This is a genomic window from Thermohahella caldifontis (genome assembly GCF_041153465.1).
Lineage (GTDB): Bacteria > Pseudomonadota > Gammaproteobacteria > Pseudomonadales > Oleiphilaceae > Thermohahella > Thermohahella caldifontis.
Genome location: NZ_CP154858.1, coordinates 967672 through 985692 on the forward strand (window position 1 = coordinate 967672; position 18021 = coordinate 985692).

20 protein-coding genes are annotated in these 18021 nt (G+C 58.5%); 3 read left to right on the forward strand and 17 right to left on the reverse strand.

Features of this window, described 5'->3' with window-relative positions; genetic code table 11:
• The 8 genes from AAIA72_RS04695 to AAIA72_RS04730 form a co-directional block, all read right to left on the reverse strand.
• Nucleotides 1–474: a low molecular weight protein-tyrosine-phosphatase gene (locus AAIA72_RS04695; RefSeq protein WP_369602264.1), complete on the reverse strand. Its 474-nt coding sequence runs from the start codon at nt 472–474 to the stop codon at nt 1–3.
• Nucleotides 475–1236 carry a 3-deoxy-manno-octulosonate cytidylyltransferase gene (kdsB, locus tag AAIA72_RS04700; protein ID WP_369602265.1) on the reverse strand — a complete coding sequence of 254 codons (762 nt, stop codon included), beginning with the start codon at nt 1234–1236 and terminating at the stop codon, nt 475–477.
• A complete protein-coding gene (locus tag AAIA72_RS04705; RefSeq protein ID WP_369602266.1) occupies nt 1236–1418 on the reverse strand; it encodes a Trm112 family protein in 183 nt (60 codons plus the stop codon). The genes kdsB and AAIA72_RS04705 overlap by 1 nt, the downstream gene beginning before the upstream one ends.
• Nucleotides 1411–2409 (reverse strand): tetraacyldisaccharide 4'-kinase, encoded by a 999-nt coding sequence (gene lpxK / locus AAIA72_RS04710; RefSeq protein WP_369602267.1) that lies wholly within the window; start codon nt 2407–2409, stop codon nt 1411–1413. Before lpxK ends, AAIA72_RS04705 begins: the two co-directional genes overlap by 8 nt.
• Nucleotides 2393–4135 (reverse strand): lipid A export permease/ATP-binding protein MsbA, encoded by a 1743-nt coding sequence (gene msbA / locus AAIA72_RS04715; protein ID WP_369602268.1) that lies wholly within the window; start codon nt 4133–4135, stop codon nt 2393–2395. The genes lpxK and msbA overlap by 17 nt, the downstream gene beginning before the upstream one ends.
• Nucleotides 4136–4152: 17 nt before the next feature.
• Entirely contained in the window at nt 4153–4575 is a 423-nt protein-coding gene (locus AAIA72_RS04720) for an ExbD/TolR family protein (protein WP_369602269.1), read from the reverse strand.
• The gene (locus AAIA72_RS04725) at nt 4572–5204 is read right to left on the reverse strand and encodes a MotA/TolQ/ExbB proton channel family protein (protein ID WP_369602270.1); all 633 of its coding nucleotides are present in this window, start codon (nt 5202–5204) and stop codon (nt 4572–4574) included. Before AAIA72_RS04725 ends, AAIA72_RS04720 begins: the two co-directional genes overlap by 4 nt.
• A 98-nt stretch (nt 5205–5302) precedes the next feature.
• On the reverse strand, nt 5303–7468 hold the full coding sequence (locus tag AAIA72_RS04730; RefSeq protein WP_369602271.1) for a DNA internalization-related competence protein ComEC/Rec2: 2166 nt from the start codon (nt 7466–7468) through the stop codon (nt 5303–5305).
• Nucleotides 7469–7552: 84 nt separating this feature from the next.
• On the opposite strand from AAIA72_RS04730, the gene AAIA72_RS04735 reads away from it, so the two are divergent.
• On the forward strand, nt 7553–8074 hold the full coding sequence (locus AAIA72_RS04735; RefSeq protein ID WP_369602272.1) for a DUF2062 domain-containing protein: 522 nt from the start codon (nt 7553–7555) through the stop codon (nt 8072–8074).
• Nucleotides 8075–8087: 13 nt separating this feature from the next.
• Here AAIA72_RS04735 and AAIA72_RS04740 read toward each other — a convergent pair whose 3' ends face one another.
• Nucleotides 8088–8555, reverse strand: a complete 468-nt coding sequence (locus tag AAIA72_RS04740) for a copper chaperone PCu(A)C (protein ID WP_369602273.1) — start codon at nt 8553–8555, stop codon at nt 8088–8090.
• A 233-nt stretch (nt 8556–8788) separates the two neighbouring features.
• Between AAIA72_RS04740 and AAIA72_RS04745 the strand changes: the two genes are divergently transcribed.
• Both AAIA72_RS04745 and AAIA72_RS04750 read left to right on the forward strand, forming a co-directional pair.
• Nucleotides 8789–9910: a 3-deoxy-7-phosphoheptulonate synthase gene (locus AAIA72_RS04745; protein ID WP_369602274.1), complete on the forward strand. Its 1122-nt coding sequence runs from the start codon at nt 8789–8791 to the stop codon at nt 9908–9910.
• Entirely contained in the window at nt 9907–10641 is a 735-nt protein-coding gene (locus tag AAIA72_RS04750) for a glycerophosphodiester phosphodiesterase (protein WP_369602275.1), read from the forward strand. The genes AAIA72_RS04745 and AAIA72_RS04750 overlap by 4 nt, the downstream gene beginning before the upstream one ends.
• On the opposite strand, the gene sthA is transcribed toward AAIA72_RS04750, so the two are convergent.
• The 8 genes from sthA to AAIA72_RS04790 form a co-directional block, all read right to left on the reverse strand.
• Entirely contained in the window at nt 10638–12032 is a 1395-nt protein-coding gene (sthA, locus tag AAIA72_RS04755; protein ID WP_369602276.1) for a Si-specific NAD(P)(+) transhydrogenase, read from the reverse strand. The genes AAIA72_RS04750 and sthA overlap by 4 nt on opposite strands.
• Before the next feature lie 154 nt (nt 12033–12186).
• On the reverse strand, nt 12187–12438 hold the full coding sequence (nqrM, locus tag AAIA72_RS04760; protein WP_369602277.1) for a (Na+)-NQR maturation NqrM: 252 nt from the start codon (nt 12436–12438) through the stop codon (nt 12187–12189).
• The gene (locus tag AAIA72_RS04765; protein WP_369602278.1) at nt 12435–13472 is read right to left on the reverse strand and encodes an FAD:protein FMN transferase; all 1038 of its coding nucleotides are present in this window, start codon (nt 13470–13472) and stop codon (nt 12435–12437) included. Before AAIA72_RS04765 ends, nqrM begins: the two co-directional genes overlap by 4 nt.
• A gap of 12 nt (nt 13473–13484) precedes the next feature.
• Nucleotides 13485–14717, reverse strand: coding sequence for an NADH:ubiquinone reductase (Na(+)-transporting) subunit F (gene nqrF, locus AAIA72_RS04770; protein ID WP_369602279.1), 1233 nt, complete (start codon nt 14715–14717; stop codon nt 13485–13487).
• Nucleotides 14718–14741: 24 nt separating this feature from the next.
• Nucleotides 14742–15353, reverse strand: a complete 612-nt coding sequence (gene nqrE / locus AAIA72_RS04775; protein WP_369602280.1) for an NADH:ubiquinone reductase (Na(+)-transporting) subunit E — start codon at nt 15351–15353, stop codon at nt 14742–14744.
• Nucleotides 15353–16018: an NADH:ubiquinone reductase (Na(+)-transporting) subunit D gene (locus AAIA72_RS04780; RefSeq protein ID WP_369602281.1), complete on the reverse strand. Its 666-nt coding sequence runs from the start codon at nt 16016–16018 to the stop codon at nt 15353–15355. The genes nqrE and AAIA72_RS04780 overlap by 1 nt, the downstream gene beginning before the upstream one ends.
• Nucleotides 16011–16826, reverse strand: a complete 816-nt coding sequence (locus AAIA72_RS04785; protein ID WP_369602282.1) for a Na(+)-translocating NADH-quinone reductase subunit C — start codon at nt 16824–16826, stop codon at nt 16011–16013. The genes AAIA72_RS04780 and AAIA72_RS04785 overlap by 8 nt, the downstream gene beginning before the upstream one ends.
• Nucleotides 16813–18018, reverse strand: a complete 1206-nt coding sequence (locus AAIA72_RS04790; protein ID WP_369602283.1) for an NADH:ubiquinone reductase (Na(+)-transporting) subunit B — start codon at nt 18016–18018, stop codon at nt 16813–16815. Before AAIA72_RS04790 ends, AAIA72_RS04785 begins: the two co-directional genes overlap by 14 nt.
• Between the last annotated feature and the right edge of the window lie 3 nt (nt 18019–18021).

Consider the following 18021-nt stretch of genomic DNA (forward strand, 5'->3'; position numbering starts at 1 on the left):
TCAATCCTGTTTGCTGAGCAACCGCCCGATCAGGGCGTCGCTGGCCACCTCGATCAGATCCAGCACCCGGTCAAAGCCTTCCGGTCCGCCATAGTAGGGATCGGGCACCTCCCGGACACCCAGTTCCGGAGCCAGTTCGAGAAACAACCCCAAATGCCCGCGCCAGTTGTCCGGGCACAGACGCTGAAGATCGGCAAGGTTTTGCTCATCCATGGCCAGAATCCAGTCGAAGCGGGAGAAGTCGGACGGGCTGACCTGTCGTGCCCGCAATGCAGAAAGATCATATCCCCGGGCGCGGGCAGCGGCCTGAGCGCGACGATCCGGCGCTTCGCCCACATGCCAGCCACCCGTGCCGCACGAATCCACAAGCAGATCCCTCAGGCCGGCCTGCTTTGCCCGGTGCCGAAACACCGCTTCCGCCGTGGGAGAACGACAGATATTGCCGAGACAGACAAAGAGCACGCCCTGCGTCATTCAGACCGCCTCCTCAAGAATGCGGCGCACACGCACCAGATCCGCCTCCGTATCCACACCACCGGGTGGTGTTTCACATGCCACGTCAACGTGAATACGGTAGCCATTGGACAGGGCCCGCAACTGCTCCAGAGATTCCAGGCTTTCGAGCGGACTCGGGGGCAGCCGGGTAAAATCCTGAAGAAAACCCATCCGGTAGCCGTAGATGCCGATATGCCGGTAGAACTCACCACCCGGTGCCAGTTCCCCATCCCTGGCAAACCCGTCACGGTCCCAGGGAATGGGTGCCCGGGAGAAATAGAGGGCCAGTCCGGAAAGATCCGTGACCACCTTGACGACATTGGGGTTGAACAGCGTCTCCCGATCATGGATCCGCTCGCAGAGCGTGGAAATGGAGACTTCGGGCCGCGCAATGAGATTGCCGGCAACCTGGTCAATGACCGCCGGCGGAATCAGCGGTTCATCGCCCTGCACATTGACCACACAGTCCTCTTCGTCCAGGCCCAGCAGGCGTGCGGCTTCGGCCAGCCGATCCGTACCGGTCGGATGTGCCGCAGAGGTCATGACCACCTCGCCGCCAAAGGCCTTCACGGCAGCCTCCACGTCCGGATGGTCCGTTGCGACCACAACCCGCTCTGCCCCGCTTTCTCGTGATCTTTCCCAGACGTGCTGTATCATGGGCTTGCCGCAAATATCGGCAAGCGGTTTCCCGGGCAGCCGGGTCGACGCATAGCGGGCAGGTATGACCACCGTATATCGCATCAGCCCAGCCGCTCCTCGGTTGTCAGCGTACGCGCTTCACTTTCCAGCAAGACCGGAATACCATCACGAATCGGAAATGCCATGCCGTCCGCCCGGCAAATCAGCTCCTGACGTGTCTTGTCATAGCGCAACTCGCCCTTGCACACCGGGCAGACCAGAATACTCAACAGTTTCTTATCCATGCTTCCCCCTTTGGGTCAACCGTTCCGACAATGCACGATCAAAGCCGGCCCAGAAGGCATCCGGCAGAACGGCCTCTACTCTCAGCATCCAGACGCGCTCATCGGCCCAACCGGCACATTTTACGGCGTCCTTCTCGGTCATCAAAACCGGCAGTCCGTCCGCGCCGGGCAGATCAGCCGGCGCATAGTGGTGATGGTCCGGGAACGGATGCTCGATGACCTCAATTCCGGCCTGACGGAGTGTATCAAAAAAACGCTTCGGGTGGCCGATACCCGCGACGGCATGAACCCGCTTCCCTCTCCAGGAGGCCAGCGTGGCCGTTGCGCCTGTTGCCACCTGGATAAGTTCCCCGGGCTGCAGCATCATGACCTGAGCCCCGGGTGAATCCGCACAGGTGCCGCCATTGCTGATGACAAAATCCACGGCTCGCAAACGCGACCGTGGCTCCCGCAGCGGGCCGACCGGCAGGCAATGACCATTGCCGATGCCGCGGGCGGCATCCATCACCACCAGCTCCAGATCCCGCCAGAGCCGATAATGCTGAAGCCCGTCATCACTGATGACCACATCCACATCATGCCCGGCGAGCAAGGCCGAGACGGCGGCCACCCTGTCCGGGTGCACAACCACCGGCACAGCGGTGAGGCGGGCCAGCATGACCGGTTCATCACCACAGGCCCGGGTGTCCCCGCTGCCTGCCTCGGCGGGAAAAGGGCCCTTCCCACCGTACCCCCGACTGACAACTCCCACCCTGAGGCCGCGTGAACGCAGATACTCTACCAGCGCAGCCACCAGGGGGGACTTGCCGGTGCCACCCACCGTGATATTGCCGACAATCACTACAGGAACAGAAAAGGGGCTGGCACGACGGGCATGAAACCGCCGGCGCCACCAGGCAACACACCGGAAAAGCCATTCCAGCGGCCATAAACACCACAGCCAGCCGGGTCGCCCGTACCAGCGGCGCTCAATCTCAGTCCGCAGATCCACTGAACTGCATCCGGTGCAAGGCGGCATACATGCCGTCACGGGCCAGCAGGTCCTGGTGGGACCCCATCTCCACAATGCGGCCCGCATCCATGACCACGATACGGTCAGCCTGTTCAATGGTGGACAACCTGTGTGCGATGACCAGCGTCGTCCGGCCCTTCATCACTTCCTGCAGCGCCAGCTGAATGATCTTTTCCGATTCCGTGTCCAGCGCTGACGTGGCCTCGTCCAGAATCAGTATGGGTGCATCCTTGAGCAGTGCCCGGGCGATCGCCAGACGCTGACGCTGTCCTCCGGACAGCAGACTGCCATTGTCACCGATCACGGTATCCAGCCCTTGGGGCAGCTTTTCGATAAATTCCCACGCATGTGCGGCCTTCGCGGCCCGTTCGATGGCCTCACGGGGTGCGCCACGCAGGCTGCCATAGGCAATATTGTTGGCAACGGTATCATTGAACAGGACAACCTGCTGTGTCACCACGGCAATCTGGTTGCGGAGACTGCGCAGCCGGTAGTCATCCAGCGGGACATCGTCAAGCAGGATACGACCGGCTGTGGGACTGTAGAAACGCGGCAGCAGATTGACCAGCGTGGACTTTCCGCTCCCGGAACGGCCGACCAGCGCAACGGTTTCGCCGGGCCGGATGTTCAGACATACATCGTGCAACACCTCCTCGCCCGGTGCATAGCCAAAACTGACACGATCATAACGGACTGCACCCCGCACACGTTCCACCTCCAGCGTGCCCTTGTCCAGCTCCGGCGGCAGATCCAGTTGTTCAAATACGTCAGCCGCTGCCGTAATGCCCTTCTGGATGATGGCGTTCACTTCGGTGAGCTGGCGAATGGGCTTCGCAATGGTCGTTGCCGCGGTAATGAACGCCAGAAAATCACCCGTCGTCATCCCGGACATGACTCCGGGCGACAGGGCAATCCAGACCAGCAGGGCGATGGAAAGACTGACAAAGAGCTGTATCACGGGAACGGACAGCGCCTTGGTGAACTCCAGCTTCAGACTCTGACGGGTATTGTTTTCGCTCACGGTCTCGAAGCGTCGGGTTTCCCAGTCTTCGCCCCCGAAGATCCGGGCCACACGATAGCCGTTGAGCGATTCACTGAGCACATGTGTGACATCCCCCATGGAGTCCTGGATACGCTTGCTGAGACGGCGGAAACGCTTGGTGACATAGGCCACAATCAGACCAATGACCGGGCCGAGCACCAGAAAGATCATCGTCAGTTTCCAGTTCTGCCAGATCATGAAACCCAGCAGCCCGATGACCGTAAAGCCTTCGCGGACCAGGACGGTCACGGCATTGGTCGCCGCGCCGGTCACCTGCTCCACGTTGAAGGTGATCCGGGAAACAAGATGCCCGGTGGAGTGCTCGTCAAAATAACGACAGGGCATGCGCATCAGCGCACTGTAGACCTGGGTGCGCAGGCGATGCACGATGCTGCGCCCGACACGGGCAATGTTGTACCCGCCCAGAAAACTGCCCAGGCCACGGATGCCGAACAGGGCGACGATCAGCCCGCTGACTATCAGGCGGTTTTCCGCTGTCGGATTCTCGATGGCCTGATAGACATATTTCATGGCCGGTGCCATGCCGGCACTGGCGGCGGCATAAACCAGATTGCCCAGAATGCTGAGCAGAAAGACGGGCCAGATGGGTTTGAGATAAGCCAAAAGGCGGCCATATACAGCCGCCGGAGTCATGTCGGACATGCCTGCCTCATGGACATTCAGGGGGTTTGCGCCGTCCGCTGGGTGGTAATGCTCAGCTTCTGATAGCCAAGCTGACCGGCTGCATCCATGGCCCTAACCACATATTCATGCGGCGTCCGGGCATCGGCCGTGATGATGAAGGGCAGGCTCGTGTCGCCGTCGGACAGTTTCTGGATGGCGCGCTTGAGCGTGTCCAGACTGTTGTTGATCAGCACCCGGTCATTGACCGTGTACTGCCCTTCGGCATTGATGACGACCTCCACCTGCCTGACCTGTTCCGAGCTCACCTCGCCCTTGGCCTCCGGAAGTGTCACGGTCAGGTGACTCTCCTTGGTGAAGGTGGTGGAGACCATGAAGAAAATGAGCAGCAGAAAGACCACGTCAATCAGTGGTGTGATGTTGACATCCAGCTGATCGCGGGACTGGCGCCTGAATTTCACGACTTGCGCTCTCCGTTGGCCGGCTCCCGCTCACCATGCACCACTTCCACCACGCGCAGGGCCTGCTGTTCCATCTCGACGACCACCTCGTCGACGCGGCGCTGGAAGTAACGATGAAACACCAGCGCCGGGATGGCGACTGTCAGACCCGATGCGGTCGTGATCAGGGCCTTGGAAATCCCGCCTGCCAGGGCTGCGGTATTGCCGGTACCCGCCACCTGAATCTCGGTAAACACGTCAATCATCCCGACAACGGTTCCGAGAAGACCCAGCAGCGGCGAGACGGCCGCAATGGTACCGAGAGCCGTCAGGAAGCGCTCCAGCTCATGAATGACATGGGAGGCTTCTTCCTCGATGCTTTCCTTCATGATTTCGCGACCGAAACGGGCATTCACAAGCCCGGCCGCAAGAATCTGCCCCAAAGGGGAAGACTGCTTGATTTCACGCAGTTTGGCCGCGTTCAGGTCCTTCTTCCTGAGCGAGGCAATCAGATCCTTGACCAATCCTGGCGGCGCAATCTTCTGTATCCGCAATGTCCAGAAACGCTCAATGATGATGGCTACAGCCAGCACTGAACACAGCAGAATGGGAATCATGATCAGGCCACCGGCCTTGAGCAGCTCAAACACGCTGTCCGTCCTCCTTATGAAAAGTCCGCATAATGTAGCATAGCCCGTCCGAGCCTGTCAGCCGCCACCACGCCAAATGAGAAAAAAGTCCGCTGCCGTCATGACTTAGAGGCGAAACGCCAGGTCGCCGGGGCATCGGGGGTACGCCATTCGACATGAATCTGTCCCGTTCGGGCCGTACTGAACCACGACACACCCGCCGTATCGAGCCATTGGAGCACCTTCTGCGACGGGTGCCCGTAGCGGTTGTACCGTCCCGCAGAGATGATGACCGCGCTCGGGCCAAGTGCGGACCAGAACCGCTCGTTCAGCCCGTTGGCCGCGCCATGATGCGGCGCCACCAGGATTGTGGTTGTCCCGGCCAGCGGGGCCAGCAGCGCATACTGCCAGCGTCTTTCCAGATCACCCGTCAGGAGCACCTGCGATTCTCCGACTTTCAGACGGACGACGCAGGAGTGAGCGTTATCCGGTGCGGACGGATCCAGACGGTCATCCGGCCAGACAATATCCAGCAGGACACCGGGCTCGCGATGGAGTACCTGTCCGGCTTCACATCGGGTCCAGTCACCCGGCAAGGTTTCCGGTTGACCGGCCAGACGCAGACCATCCGGCCACTCGCTTTCCAGCACCGGCATGCCACCGGAATGATCCGTATCGGAATGGGAGGCCACCCGGTTGAGTACCTTCACACCCTGATAGCGCAGCCAAGGCGCCACCACCGACCGGGCCGCCCACTCCGTACCACTGTCCACCAGCCATGTCTGGCCGCCAATCCGGATCACTGCGGCACTGCCCTGGCCCACATCGAGAATGTCCAGTGCCACGGCCGGATGGGTCTGCCCTGTCCGAAGGACCACCAATGCCAGACACAGCAGTCCAAGCATGCGCCAGGACAACGAAATCCCCAGGGGCAGCAGCAGAACGACTATCCACGGCAGCAGTGCAGCGTCCAGCGGGATATGGAAGGTTTTCCAGGAAGCGGACCATTCTGCCCAGCGCCAGAACAGGGAAAACCCGCCATCCGCCAGACCAAGCAAGTTCAGGCCGGCAAAAGGCCAGATACCTGACAGCACATATCCGGTGACGGAAAGCGGAAACAGAAACCAGACCACCAGAGGAATGGCAATCAGGTTGGCCAGCCAGCCCATGACCGGCACCTGATGGAAAAGTATCGCCAGTATGGCACCGCCAGCCAGTGTCAGCCAGAGCTGGGCCCGTGCCATTTCGAAAAGCCAGCCGCCGGATCGACCGAGGCGCCCCTGAAAACCAAGGAATAGCGCTGCCACAAGCCCGAAGGACAACCAGAAACCGGGCATCCAGGGTGCACCCGGCTCGATCGCACAGACGACAGACAGCGCGACCGACCAGGCCAGCCACGGGCGTCGAAGCCGATAGAATGCCCAGGCCAGCAGCCCCGCAATGCCCATGACCGCAGCACGCATGGCAGGAATGGACGCACCGGTCAGCCAGGCATAGCTGATCACCAGAAGGGTACCGATCAGAAGCGTTCCCCAGCGCCAGCGGTCGGCCGGCCGCCCCGATTTGCGCCGAAGCGCCTCGGAGACCAGCACCCAGACCCAGAGTACCCCGCCCATATGCAGCCCCGACACCACAAGCAAGTGCATGAGACCGCTGTCGGCAAGAATGCGCCATTGCCCGGGCGTGAGACCGCTCCGGTCACCCAGCACCAGCGCCCGGACCGATGCCGCATGTATCAGGCTCGCGTTTTCAATGACCGGATCAGGCCATGCCGCTTCCCTGATCACTCGTACCCTGTTGACAGAAAGATGACCCGCATGGCGGCTCAGCCGCCAGAATGCGGGGACGGTGTAACGGCCTTCGTTGACCAGCCACTCGGGCGGCCGGAGGCGGCCTCTGGCCTCCAGCTCGACAGGCTGCCTGTCCGGATGACCGCAACGGCGACAGCGGATATCAACCGTTTTGCCAACCAGCGACGGCGCCGTTGCAGAAAACAGCACACGACACCCACGGAACACCAGGGAGGGTTCGGCAGAGCGTTCAACCCGGGCACAGTCTGCAGCACGAATGGTGTGTACGGATCCGTAAAGTCCTTCCGGAGGCTGATGATCAAGGTGCCAGGCATGCACCATCCAGCCCAGCGCGGCCCCCGGGATCAGGAGCACGGCGGGCCACCGTTGACCCGTCAGCCAGAGTGCCGCAAAGGGCACTCCCAGCCAGAACAGCAGATCCGGCTGCCAGGTTCCGACAAACTGTGCCAGGAGAAAGGCTGGCATCCCTGTCATGACGCGCACTCCCTGTGCTATTTCATTCTGGCGCCGAAGACACTAAACTAGCGCACTCGCCCTCTGTCAGCAGCGCCCTACAGTATGCCAAAGAACCTGATCAAAAAATACATGCCGCACCCGGACAAGATCAGGGAAATCAAGTCCCTGCATTTTCTCGGGGACGTACTGCATGAACCCAATCTCTGGCATATCAACCGGTACTCGGTCAGACGGGCCATGCTCATCGGCCTGTTCTGGGCCTTCATTCCCATGCCCTTTCAGATGGTAGCCTCCGCACTCTGTGCCATCCGGTTCAATGCCAACCTGCCGATCTCGGTGGCTCTGGTCTGGATTACCAATCCTCTGACCATGCCTCCCATATTCTACTTCAACTACGTGTTCGGCAGCTGGCTCTTGCAGATGCCGCCCCATGACTATCATTTCGAGCTGACCTGGCACTGGTTCACGCAGAACTTGGCGGATATCGGGATCCCCCTGTACTTTGGCTCCGTCGTGCTCGGCCTGGTGTTTGGTGCAACCAGCTACCTGGTCGTGGACTGGCTCTGGCGGCGCAAGATCCGTCATGACTGGCTGCGCCGCCAGAGCCGCAAGAGACAAGGTTAGAACGGCCCTCCCATCAATGCTTCATGCCGTGACCGGACAGGTCAGCCGCACGCCAGGGAAGCGAGAGCGGCACAGAACTGCCGTCATCAAGCTCCAGGTTCAGCACCAGCCTGTCGTCGCCGGACGCAGGTGCCCTCAGCCCGAACAACATGAGATGATCGCCGCCCGGACGAAAGACATGCTCCGCCCCGGGTGCCAGGGTCACGCCACCCTCTATCCGCGTCATGTGCATGACGCCATCCTTCATGGTCATGGTATGCAGTTCAATCTTCCGCACATCAGGTGAGGTCGCCCCGACGAGTGTCACAACACGATCCCCCGTATTGCGCACAGTCAGGTAGGCCGCCGTCATGGTCTTGCCCGGAAGGGGCATCCGCACCCAGCCGTCCGTCATTTCCAGAGACGCCGCGTGCACCGTAACCGTCCAGGCCAGAGTGAACACCAGTGCCAGGGCACCCATACCGAATTTCCCGAATCGCATGATTTTTCCTCAATCAGTCAGTCAAGACAAAGCCCGCTCAGGGCAGGTTTTCAGAACGCCAGATGCGCTGACTTGACTGCTACACAAAGTTTTTGGCGTGCGGGATCAGCCAATACATTTACTCAGCAGCCCGGCTGGGCCAGAATAGGCGCGACACACAACAGCCGGATCCACAGTATCCCTGTTGTGATGTCCCTTGTGGAAGTCATTCAACCTGCCCCGGAGCGAAAACCATGCTCATTATACTGCATGCCGATACGGATCCACAAAGCCCGGACTACGCGTCCCTGCTGAAATTTCTGGAATCCCTGCCTGAAGTGGAATACCGGATTCACGAAGTTCAGGGAGCCGAACAAAAACTGACCGAAATCTATCTGATCGGCAATACGGCAGCGCTCGACAAGGAGCAGATCGAAGCATTCGAGGTGGTCGACCGCGTCATCCGGATTTCTGATGAGTTCCGAATCCTGGGTCGCCACCGGGATGACAGACGGGCCACCGGTTTCGACTATCAGGGGCTGCACTTCGATCAGGACACCTTCCACTTGTTCGCGGGTCTCTGTGCGGTGGACACCCCGGAACATGTGGAAGCCATGATGAAAGCCCTGCAGCGAACCGGACAGGTCTGTACGCGCATGGGCGCATACAAGCCGCGCACCAGCCCCTACGCATTCCAGGGGCATGGCAAGAGTTGCCTGCCCTGGGTGTTCGAACTGGCCGGCAAGTATGGCATCCGGGTCATCGCCATGGAAGTCACCCATGAATCCCATGTGGATGAAATCCACGAAGCACTGGAACACACCGGCAGACCCACCGGCGTGATGTTGCAGATCGGCACCCGGAATACCCAGAATTTCGAACTGCTCAAGGCCGTCGGACGTCAGCGGACCTATCCGGTTCTGCTCAAGCGTGGCTTCGGCATCACGCTGATTGAGTCCCTGAATGCAGCGGAGTATCTGGCCAGCGAAGGTAATGCCAACGTGGTGTTCTGTCTCCGGGGCATGAAAACGGACGCCGGCAAGCCGCACCGAAACATGGTGGACTTTGCACATGTCCCCGTGGTCAAGCGACTGACCCGCATGCCGGTCTGCATTGACCCGTCTCATTCCGTCGGCAGCCGCGAACGCTGTCCGGACGGAATCCTCGACGTGGCGCACGTGACCGCACAGGGCATCGTTGCCGGCGCCAACATGGTTCTGGTGGATTTCCATCCGCGCCCCGAGAAGGCACTTGTGGACGGGCCTCAGGCCCTGCTGCTGGATGAACTGGAATCCTTCATTGAAGACATGATGCTGGCTCGCGAGCTGTATCAGAAGCGGATTGCACTCTGGAACCGCGGAGGGCGCAAGGCATGATCATCATTGGTCACCGTGGCGCCAAGGGCGAAGCTCCCGAAAACACGCTGGAGGGCTTTCTGCATGCCTATGAGAACGGCATCAGGCATTTTGAGCTGGATGTGCAGATCAGCAGTGATGGCGAGCTGGTCGTCCACCACGACTCTACGCTAAAGCGTACCGCCAACGAAAAAGGCCGAACCTATCAGCATACCGCCGAAATGCTCGGCAGAATGGACGCGCGGCACAATACGCCACCCTGGCACATGCCCACCCCCATCCCCACGCTGCGAAGCATTCTTGAAGCGCTGCCCGACGCATTGAGTTTTCAGCTTGAGGTGAAGGGCACTTCCCGCGCCCGCATGACGGCAATTCAAAATGCGCTCATGATGCTGCTGACACCACGTGAACGGGAACGCTGTGCAGTCACCTCATCCCATTTCAATTGGATTGCCCGGCTCAAGCACGGAGATCCGGGACTGAAAACCGGCGTCGTCGTGGAATATGCCTGGGAGCAACCCATTGAGCGCCTGCGCCAGACCCGTGCAGACATTCTGGTACTGAATCACCACCTGTGCACCCCTGCACGCGTCAACTCGGCCCACAAGATGGGCAGGGAAGTTTCGGTCTGGACCGTCAACGATGTGTACCGAGCGATGGCCTTGCAAAACATGGGGGTGGACAGCCTCATCACCGACTACCCCACCCACATGCAAAAGGCCTTTGCCCAGCACCTGCCCGAGCCGCGCTAAAATATGCGGCTCAGGCCATTCAGTGCCGCGACCCGGTAGGCTTCCGCCATGGTCGGGTAATTGAAGGTCGTGTTGACGAAATAGTCGATGGTGTTGAATCCCTCGGGCTGGTTCATGATGGCCTGCCCGATATGGACGATTTCCGAGGCCTGGTCTCCGAAACAATGGATGCCCAGAATTGCGCGGGTATCCCTGTGGAACAGGATCTTCAGCATGCCCACCGTTTCGCCGGTAATCTGCGCCCGGGCCAGATCCTTGAAAAACGCCTCGCCCACTTCATAGGGCACACAGGCCTGAGTGAGCTGACGCTCGGTCTGGCCCAGCGAGCTGATTTCCGGAATCGTATAGATGCCCGTTGGCACATCATCCACAAACCGGAAACCGGCATCTTCGGCAATATCCTTTGCAGCGGAACGTCCCTGGTCGTAGGCCGCACTTGCCAGACTCGGCCAGCCAATCACATCACCCACAGCGTAGATATTGGGTACCGCGGTACGGTAATGATCATCCACCGCGAGCTGCCCACGCTCGTTGGGTTCGAGGCCGATGTTTTCCAGCCCCAGCTTGTCCGTATTCCCGGTCCGACCGTTACACCAGAGGAAGGCGTCGGCACGCAACCGCTTGCCGGACTTCAGCTTGACGATCACGCCGCGATCATCCCCTTCCACGGATTCATAGGCTTCGTTATGCCGGATGAGGACACCGTTGTCACGCAGGTGATAGCTGAGCGCGTCGGAAATTTCATCGTCAAGGAAATTCAGCAACCGGTCACCCGGATTGATCAGGTCAACCTTGACACCCAGCCCGCAAAAAATGGAGGCATACTCACAACCAATCACCCCTGCACCGTAAATGATCAGCGTGCGCGGCGTATGGCTCAGCTTCAGAATCGTGTCCGAGTTGTAAATGCGGTGATGGCCAAAATCGATATCCGGCGGTGCATAGGGCCGGGATCCTGTCGCAATCACGATCTGCTTGGCGTGAAGTACGTCCTTGGCGGACAGTCCACCGCGCACTTCGACCCGGTTGGCATCGATAAACCAGGCACGCCCACGATAAAGATCCACGCGGTTGCGCGCATAAAACCGCGTGCGCAACTGCACCTGCTTCTCAATGACCTTTTCCGCACTACGGAGCACCCTCGGAAAGGAAAACCATTTGGGCTCCCCGATTTCGCGGAACAGATTGTTGGTATTGAAGGTAATGATCTGTTTGACCGCATGGCGCAGCGCCTTGGAAGGAATGGTCCCCAGATGGGCACAATTACCGCCGACCTGTGGTTTTTCCTCAATGACCGCCACACGCTTGCCGGATTTGGTGGCCTGCATGGCCGCACCCTCGCCGGCCGGGCCTGCTCCGATCACCACCACATCATAATGGTACTCAGCCATTCTCTGTCTCCAGATGTCAGTTTCGGCCAGCCCGCCCCACCGCCTTGTCCGCTCACGTCACGACAAGCCCCGTTCCACCAGGCCATTCCGGAACGAGGAAAACGGCTGCGCCCGTGCCTTCCCGGACGCAGGCGTGATGCTGAACGGCTACGGCTTAATGGTCGGACTTGCTTTTATCCATGGCGTCATACGCCAGTGCATCGTCGGTGCTGTGCTGAGTGTTCTTTTCTTTTTCCTTGTCGCATTTGCTCTTGTCGCCGCCGCAGATGTCACAAGCGACATCCATGCCCAGCGCTGACATGCCACCGCAGGATCCGCTGATCGGCTTGCGCCCCATCAGCACACCCACTGACATGGCGACAACGATGACAACAAATGCCAGCAATACGAGAAAAAATGTGCTCATGGGTAAACTCCTGTTTTTGCGACCTTGTCAAATGCTGGTGTACTCAGATCAACGAACCCGTCGGGACTCTTGATAATGAAGTACACCGCCCAACCGTGTTTGACAGCCAGATCGAAGCCTTGTTCCGGTCCCAGCACCATCATGCCGGTTGCCAGGCCATCAGCGAAGCCCACCGAGTCCGAAATGACCGTGACGGAAACCAGCTTGTGCTCGACCGGATAGCCGGTACGCGGATCAATCGTATGCGAATATCGTTTATTACCCTTGTCAAAGTAATTGCGGTAGCTTCCTGACGTGGCCACTGCCGCGTTAGTCAAACCGATGATCCGCCTGGGAATACGGCCGTTCTCCACAGGTGCTTCAACCGCCAGCTGCCAGGGTTTGCCCTGCGCCTTGTAGCCCTTGACACGCACTTCACCGCCGACCTCAATCAGATAGTTGTGAACACCCAGACGTTCCACTGCCGCGGCCGCCCGATCCACTGCATATCCCTTGGCGACGGCAGAAAAATCGATCTTGAAGGGCGTATCCTTCATCAGCCCCGGAGGCGTCTTGCGAATTTCCACCTTGTCATAGCCGATTTGTGCGCGCAGCGATTCAATGTCGGCTTTTGAAGGCAGATCTTCCGGTCGCCTGTCGGGACCAAAGCCCCACAAGTTGACCAATGCTCCCACTGTAGGGTCGAATGCTCCACCGGTTACCTCCCACAAGCGCCGCGAAAGTACGGCAACTTCCAGCGTAGGCGGTGAAACACTCACCCATTCACCCGGTGCCACCTGATTCAGTCGGGAGATTTCCGAATCCGGCGAGTAAGTGGACATGAGATCATCCACTTCCCGCAATGCATCGAAGATGGCGTCGACCACCTTCTCGTCGTCCACGCCGGAGACGGACACCCACTTGGCATGATAGCTGGTCCCCATGACCCGGCCCTGGGTCATGGCCAGCGAATCCTCTGACGAAGAACAGCCCGCTATTGCGAGCACCCCGATCCAGAGGGCGGCAATAACGGGCCATTTCCATGCATATCTCATAGACGTTTCGGTTTACCCACCAAAATCGTCCAGCAAGATATTTTCGTCCTCGACACCCAGATCCTTGAGCATCTTGATCACGGCTGCAGTCATCATGGGCGGTCCGCACATGTAGAACTCGCAGTCTTCAGGTGCAGGATGATCCTTCAGATAGTTCTCGTAGAGCACGTTGTGAATGAATCCGGTGTAGCCGGTCCAGTTGTCCTCGGGCAGCGGATCGGACAGCGCCACGTGCCACTCGAAGTTCTCGTGCTCGGCCGCCAGCTTGTCGAAATCTTCCACATAGAACATTTCGCGCTTGGAGCGGGCGCCATACCAGTAGGACATCTTGCCTGTCCACTTCTTGCGGATCAGCTGATCGAAGATCTGTGAACGCAGCGGCGCCATGCCTGCACCACCACCGACCCAGATTTTCTCGCAGTCGGTGTCCTTGACGAAGAATTCACCGAAGGGTCCGTATACGGTAATCTTGTCACCCGGCTTGAGGGAGAAGACGTACGATGACATCTTTCCGGGCGGGAAGTTGGTACCGGGCGGCGGTGTCGCAATGCGGATATTGAACTTCAACAGCCCCTTCTCAAGCGGGAAGTTGGCCATGGAGTAAGCACGGATAACCGGCTCCTTGACCACGGATTCGTACTTCCAGACGTCGAATTTGTCCCAGTCGGGATGGTATTCTTCGTCGATGTCGAAATCCTTGAACTTCACTTCATAAGGCGGTGCTTCCAGCTGCACATAGCCCCCCGCACGGAAGTCCACTTCCTCGCCTTCCGGCAGTTTGAGCACCAGCTCCTTGATGAAAGTGGCCACGTTATGGTTAGAGATCACCTCGCATTCCCACTTGCGAACACCAAAGACTTCCTCGGGAACTTCCACTTTCATGTTCTGCTTGACGGGAACCTGACAGGACAGACGCCAACCCTCGCGCTCGTCACGACGTGTAAAATGCGCCCTCTCCGTCGGTAGCATGGCGCCACCCCCTTCCAGCACCCTGCACTTGCACTGTGCACAGCTGCCACCGCCGCCACAGGCTGAAGGCAGGAACAAACCATTCGCCGCCAGCGTCTGCAACAGCTTGCCACCTGCTGGTGTCTTGATGGTTTTCTTGGGTGTCCCGTCAACATCGATTTCAATCTCGACGTCACCCGTGTTTACCAGTTTGGCACGCGCCGCCAGAATAACCGCCACCAGTGCCAGCACGATGACGGCAAACATGACAACGCCCAGTATCATTTCTGTAGCCATGAATAACCTCTCCTGTCCGGCGCGTTAGAGTGAAATACCGGAGAATGACATGAAGCCCAGAGACATCAGGCCCACGGTAATGAACGTGATGCCCAGACCGCGCAAGCCTTCAGGCACATCACTGTACTTGAGCTTCTCGCGAACGCCCGCGAGCACGATGATGGCCAGCGCCCAGCCAGTGCCCGCTCCTGCGCCGAACACGACACTTTCACCAAAGGTGTAGTCACGCTCGACCATGAACAGTGCTGCACCCATGATGGCGCAGTTTACGGTGATCAGCGGCAGGAATACCCCCAGCGCGTTGTAGAGAGCCGGCACATACTTATCCAGCACCATCTCGAGGATCTGCACGGCGGCTGCAATGACACCGATATAGCTGAGATAGCCCAGAAAGCTCAGATCCACATTCGGCAGCCCCGCCCAGGCAAGCGCCCCTTCACGCAATATTCCGTTATACACCAGATTATTGAGTGGAGTGGTGATGGTCAGCACGACGATGACTGCAATGCCCAGACCAATAGCTGCTTCCATTTTTTTGGAGATAGCCAGAAAGGTACACATCCCCAGGAAGAAGGCCAGGGCCATGTTCTCGATAAAGATGCTCTTGATAAAGAGACTCAGGTAATGTTCAAGCATCAGAAAGCCTCCCGCACACGGTGCGCTGCCAGTTTGTATTCAGCTTTTTCTGCCTGTTCCTTTTTCCAGGTACGCAGCGCCCAGATGACCAGACCAATCAGGAAGAACGCACTGGGTGGCATGAGCAGCAGACCATTGGGCTGATACCAGCCTCCATTGGCCACCGTGGGCAGAATGGTGATACCAAACAGCTTTCCGGCACCGAAAAGCTCTCGAATCACACCTACGGTGAGCAGTATGGCGGTATAGCCGAGCCCGTTCCCGATCCCGTCGAGGAAAGACAGCAAGGGCGGGTTCTGCATGGCAAAGGCCTCCGCGCGCCCCATCACGATACAGTTGGTGATGATCAGACCCACGAATACAGACAGCTGCTTGCTGATCTCATAGGCAAACGCCTTCAAGACCTGGTCCACCACAATCACCAGTGATGCAATAATCGCCATTTGCACAATGATCCGGATGGCCGAAGGAATATGTGCCCGGATCACGGAAACAAACATGGACGAGAACGCGGTCACCAGGGAAACGGAGATGCCCATGACCAGCGAAAGCTGGAGACTGGTGGTAACAGCAAGCGCCGAACAGATCCCCAGGATCTGGAGAGCGATCGGGTTATTGTCGAAAATGGGCCCAAGCAGGACCTTCTTTGCGCTGACTTCAGACATTGTTCGCCTCCCCTTTCGCTACACGTTCCAGGTATTTTTTGAAACCGTGTTCACCCAACCAGTACTGAATCAGGTTGGTCACACCGTTGCTGGTCAGTGTTGCTCCCGCCAGTGCATCCACAGCATAAGGTTCGTCAGGACTGCCCTTGACGACACCGCCCTTGACCAGTTTCGCCCGTACCTGACCTTTTTCATCATAGACCTTTTTGCCGGGCCATTGCGCTTTCCAGCGGGGGTTGTCCACCTCTCCACCCAGCCCGGGGGTCTCCGCATGCTCATAGAAGGTCAGCCCCACTACAGTGTTTCCATCCCCCTCAAGGGCAATGAATCCCCAGAGCGTGGACCAGAGGCCATATCCCCGGATCGGAAGAATCACCTTGTCAAGCTTGCCTTCTTTCTTGACCAGGTAAACCTTGGCGTATTTCTCCTGGCGCTTGAGCTTGGCGATATCCTGCTCTCCGGGCAATACCTCTGAAAGCTTCGGAACCTTGGCTGCCCGGCGCTCATCGAACTGATCAACACTGTCAAAGCCGATGCTCTTGGGATCGACATACTCTCCGGTTTCAAGGTTCACGATGGCAGGCGTAATCTGCTTGAAAAGTTCCTCAACCTCTTTCTTGGAGGGTTTGCGATCACCTTCAATCATGCTTGCGGCCCGCAGGATGTTCTCCTTCAGGTTCAGGGTCTTGTTGACATCCTGAATGGGCTTGAGAAGCACCGCTGCCGCTGAGACAAAGATGGCACAGACCAGACTCACCGCCAAGGCGACGAATACGGTTTTCTGAATGGAATCATTACCCTTGGACACGAGCCAGCCTCCTCTTGATGTTGGACTGAATCACCAGGTGGTCAATAACCGGCGCAAGCAGGTTCGCGAACAGGATGGCCAGCATCATGCCTTCCGGATACGCAGGGTTGACGACACGAATCAATACGACCATTGCACCGATCAGAATGCCGAAGATCCACTTTCCGGTGTTGGTCATGGATGCGGATACCGGGTCCGTCGCCATGAAGAACATGCCGAATGCAAAGCCACCCAGCACCAGATGCCAGTGTGCGGGCACGGCGAACATCGGATTACTGTCACTGCCGATCATGTTGAACAGCGTGGACAGCGCAATCATGCCAACCATGGTGCCTGCAACAATTCGCCAGGAGGCAATCTTGGTTGCCAGCAATACCAGCCCGCCAATCATGATAGCCAGTGTTGAGGTCTCACCAATGGAACCCTGCTGGAATCCGAGGAAAGCATCAAACCAGGTCAGATGTCCCTGCAGAGCCTCCATACCACCCGCAGCGGCGACGCTCAGAGCGGTGGCGCCGGAAAAACCGTCCACTGCCGTCCAGACTGCATCACCAGACATGAACGCCGGGTAGGCGAAGAACAGGAAGGCACGGGAGACGAGTGCCGGGTTGAGGAAGTTCTTGCCGGTACCACCGAACACTTCCTTGCCCAGTACCACGCCAAAGGAGATACCCAGAGCAACCATCCACAGAGGCACGGTTGGCGGCAGGATCAGGGCAAACAGGATGGAGGTCACGAAGAAGCCTTCATTCACCTCATGCTTGCGCACCATGGCAAACAACACTTCCCAGAAACCACCGACGATAAAGGTCACGGCATAGATGGGCAGGAAGTAAACGGCACCGTAAACAAAGTTGTCCCAGATGCTGTTCGGATCATTGCCTGCCAGCCAGCTGATGATCACGCTGTGCCAGTCACCGGCCATCTGCAGACCATTGGCAGCCAGATAGCTGTTGGCCTGGTAGCCCACGTTGTACATTCCGAAGAACATGGCCGGGAACACACAGAACCACACCGTAATCATGATGCGCTTCAGATCCACGCCATCACGAACGTGCGCGGTGGTGGCCGTCACCGACTTGGGACTGTAGAAGAAAGTTTCTACCGCTTCATACAGGGCATACCACTTTTCATAGCGGCCCCCCTTCTGAAACTCGGGTTCGATCTTTTCAAAAAATTCCTGCAAACTCATGCG

Bases quoted from the DNA above. Each gene is read 5' to 3' on its own strand.
- AAIA72_RS04695 (WP_369602264.1), bottom strand. From the start codon at position 474: ATGACGCAGGGCGTGCTCTTTGTCTGTCTCGGCAATATCTGTCGTTCT.
- kdsB (WP_369602265.1), bottom strand. From the start codon at position 1,236: ATGCGATATACGGTGGTCATACCTGCCCGCTATGCGTCGACCCGGCTG.
- AAIA72_RS04705 (WP_369602266.1), bottom strand. From the start codon at position 1,418: ATGGATAAGAAACTGTTGAGTATTCTGGTCTGCCCGGTGTGCAAGGGC.
- msbA (WP_369602268.1), bottom strand. From the start codon at position 4,135: ATGTCCGACATGACTCCGGCGGCTGTATATGGCCGCCTTTTGGCTTAT.
- AAIA72_RS04730 (WP_369602271.1), bottom strand. From the start codon at position 7,468: ATGACAGGGATGCCAGCCTTTCTCCTGGCACAGTTTGTCGGAACCTGG.
- AAIA72_RS04735 (WP_369602272.1), top strand. From the start codon at position 7,553: ATGCCAAAGAACCTGATCAAAAAATACATGCCGCACCCGGACAAGATC.
- AAIA72_RS04740 (WP_369602273.1), bottom strand. From the start codon at position 8,555: ATGCGATTCGGGAAATTCGGTATGGGTGCCCTGGCACTGGTGTTCACT.
- AAIA72_RS04745 (WP_369602274.1), top strand. From the start codon at position 8,789: ATGCTCATTATACTGCATGCCGATACGGATCCACAAAGCCCGGACTAC.
- AAIA72_RS04750 (WP_369602275.1), top strand. From the start codon at position 9,907: ATGATCATCATTGGTCACCGTGGCGCCAAGGGCGAAGCTCCCGAAAAC.
- sthA (WP_369602276.1), bottom strand. From the start codon at position 12,032: ATGGCTGAGTACCATTATGATGTGGTGGTGATCGGAGCAGGCCCGGCC.
- nqrM (WP_369602277.1), bottom strand. From the start codon at position 12,438: ATGAGCACATTTTTTCTCGTATTGCTGGCATTTGTTGTCATCGTTGTC.
- AAIA72_RS04765 (WP_369602278.1), bottom strand. From the start codon at position 13,472: ATGAGATATGCATGGAAATGGCCCGTTATTGCCGCCCTCTGGATCGGG.
- nqrF (WP_369602279.1), bottom strand. From the start codon at position 14,717: ATGGCTACAGAAATGATACTGGGCGTTGTCATGTTTGCCGTCATCGTG.
- nqrE (WP_369602280.1), bottom strand. From the start codon at position 15,353: ATGCTTGAACATTACCTGAGTCTCTTTATCAAGAGCATCTTTATCGAG.
- AAIA72_RS04780 (WP_369602281.1), bottom strand. From the start codon at position 16,018: ATGTCTGAAGTCAGCGCAAAGAAGGTCCTGCTTGGGCCCATTTTCGAC.
- AAIA72_RS04790 (WP_369602283.1), bottom strand. From the start codon at position 18,018: ATGAGTTTGCAGGAATTTTTTGAAAAGATCGAACCCGAGTTTCAGAAG.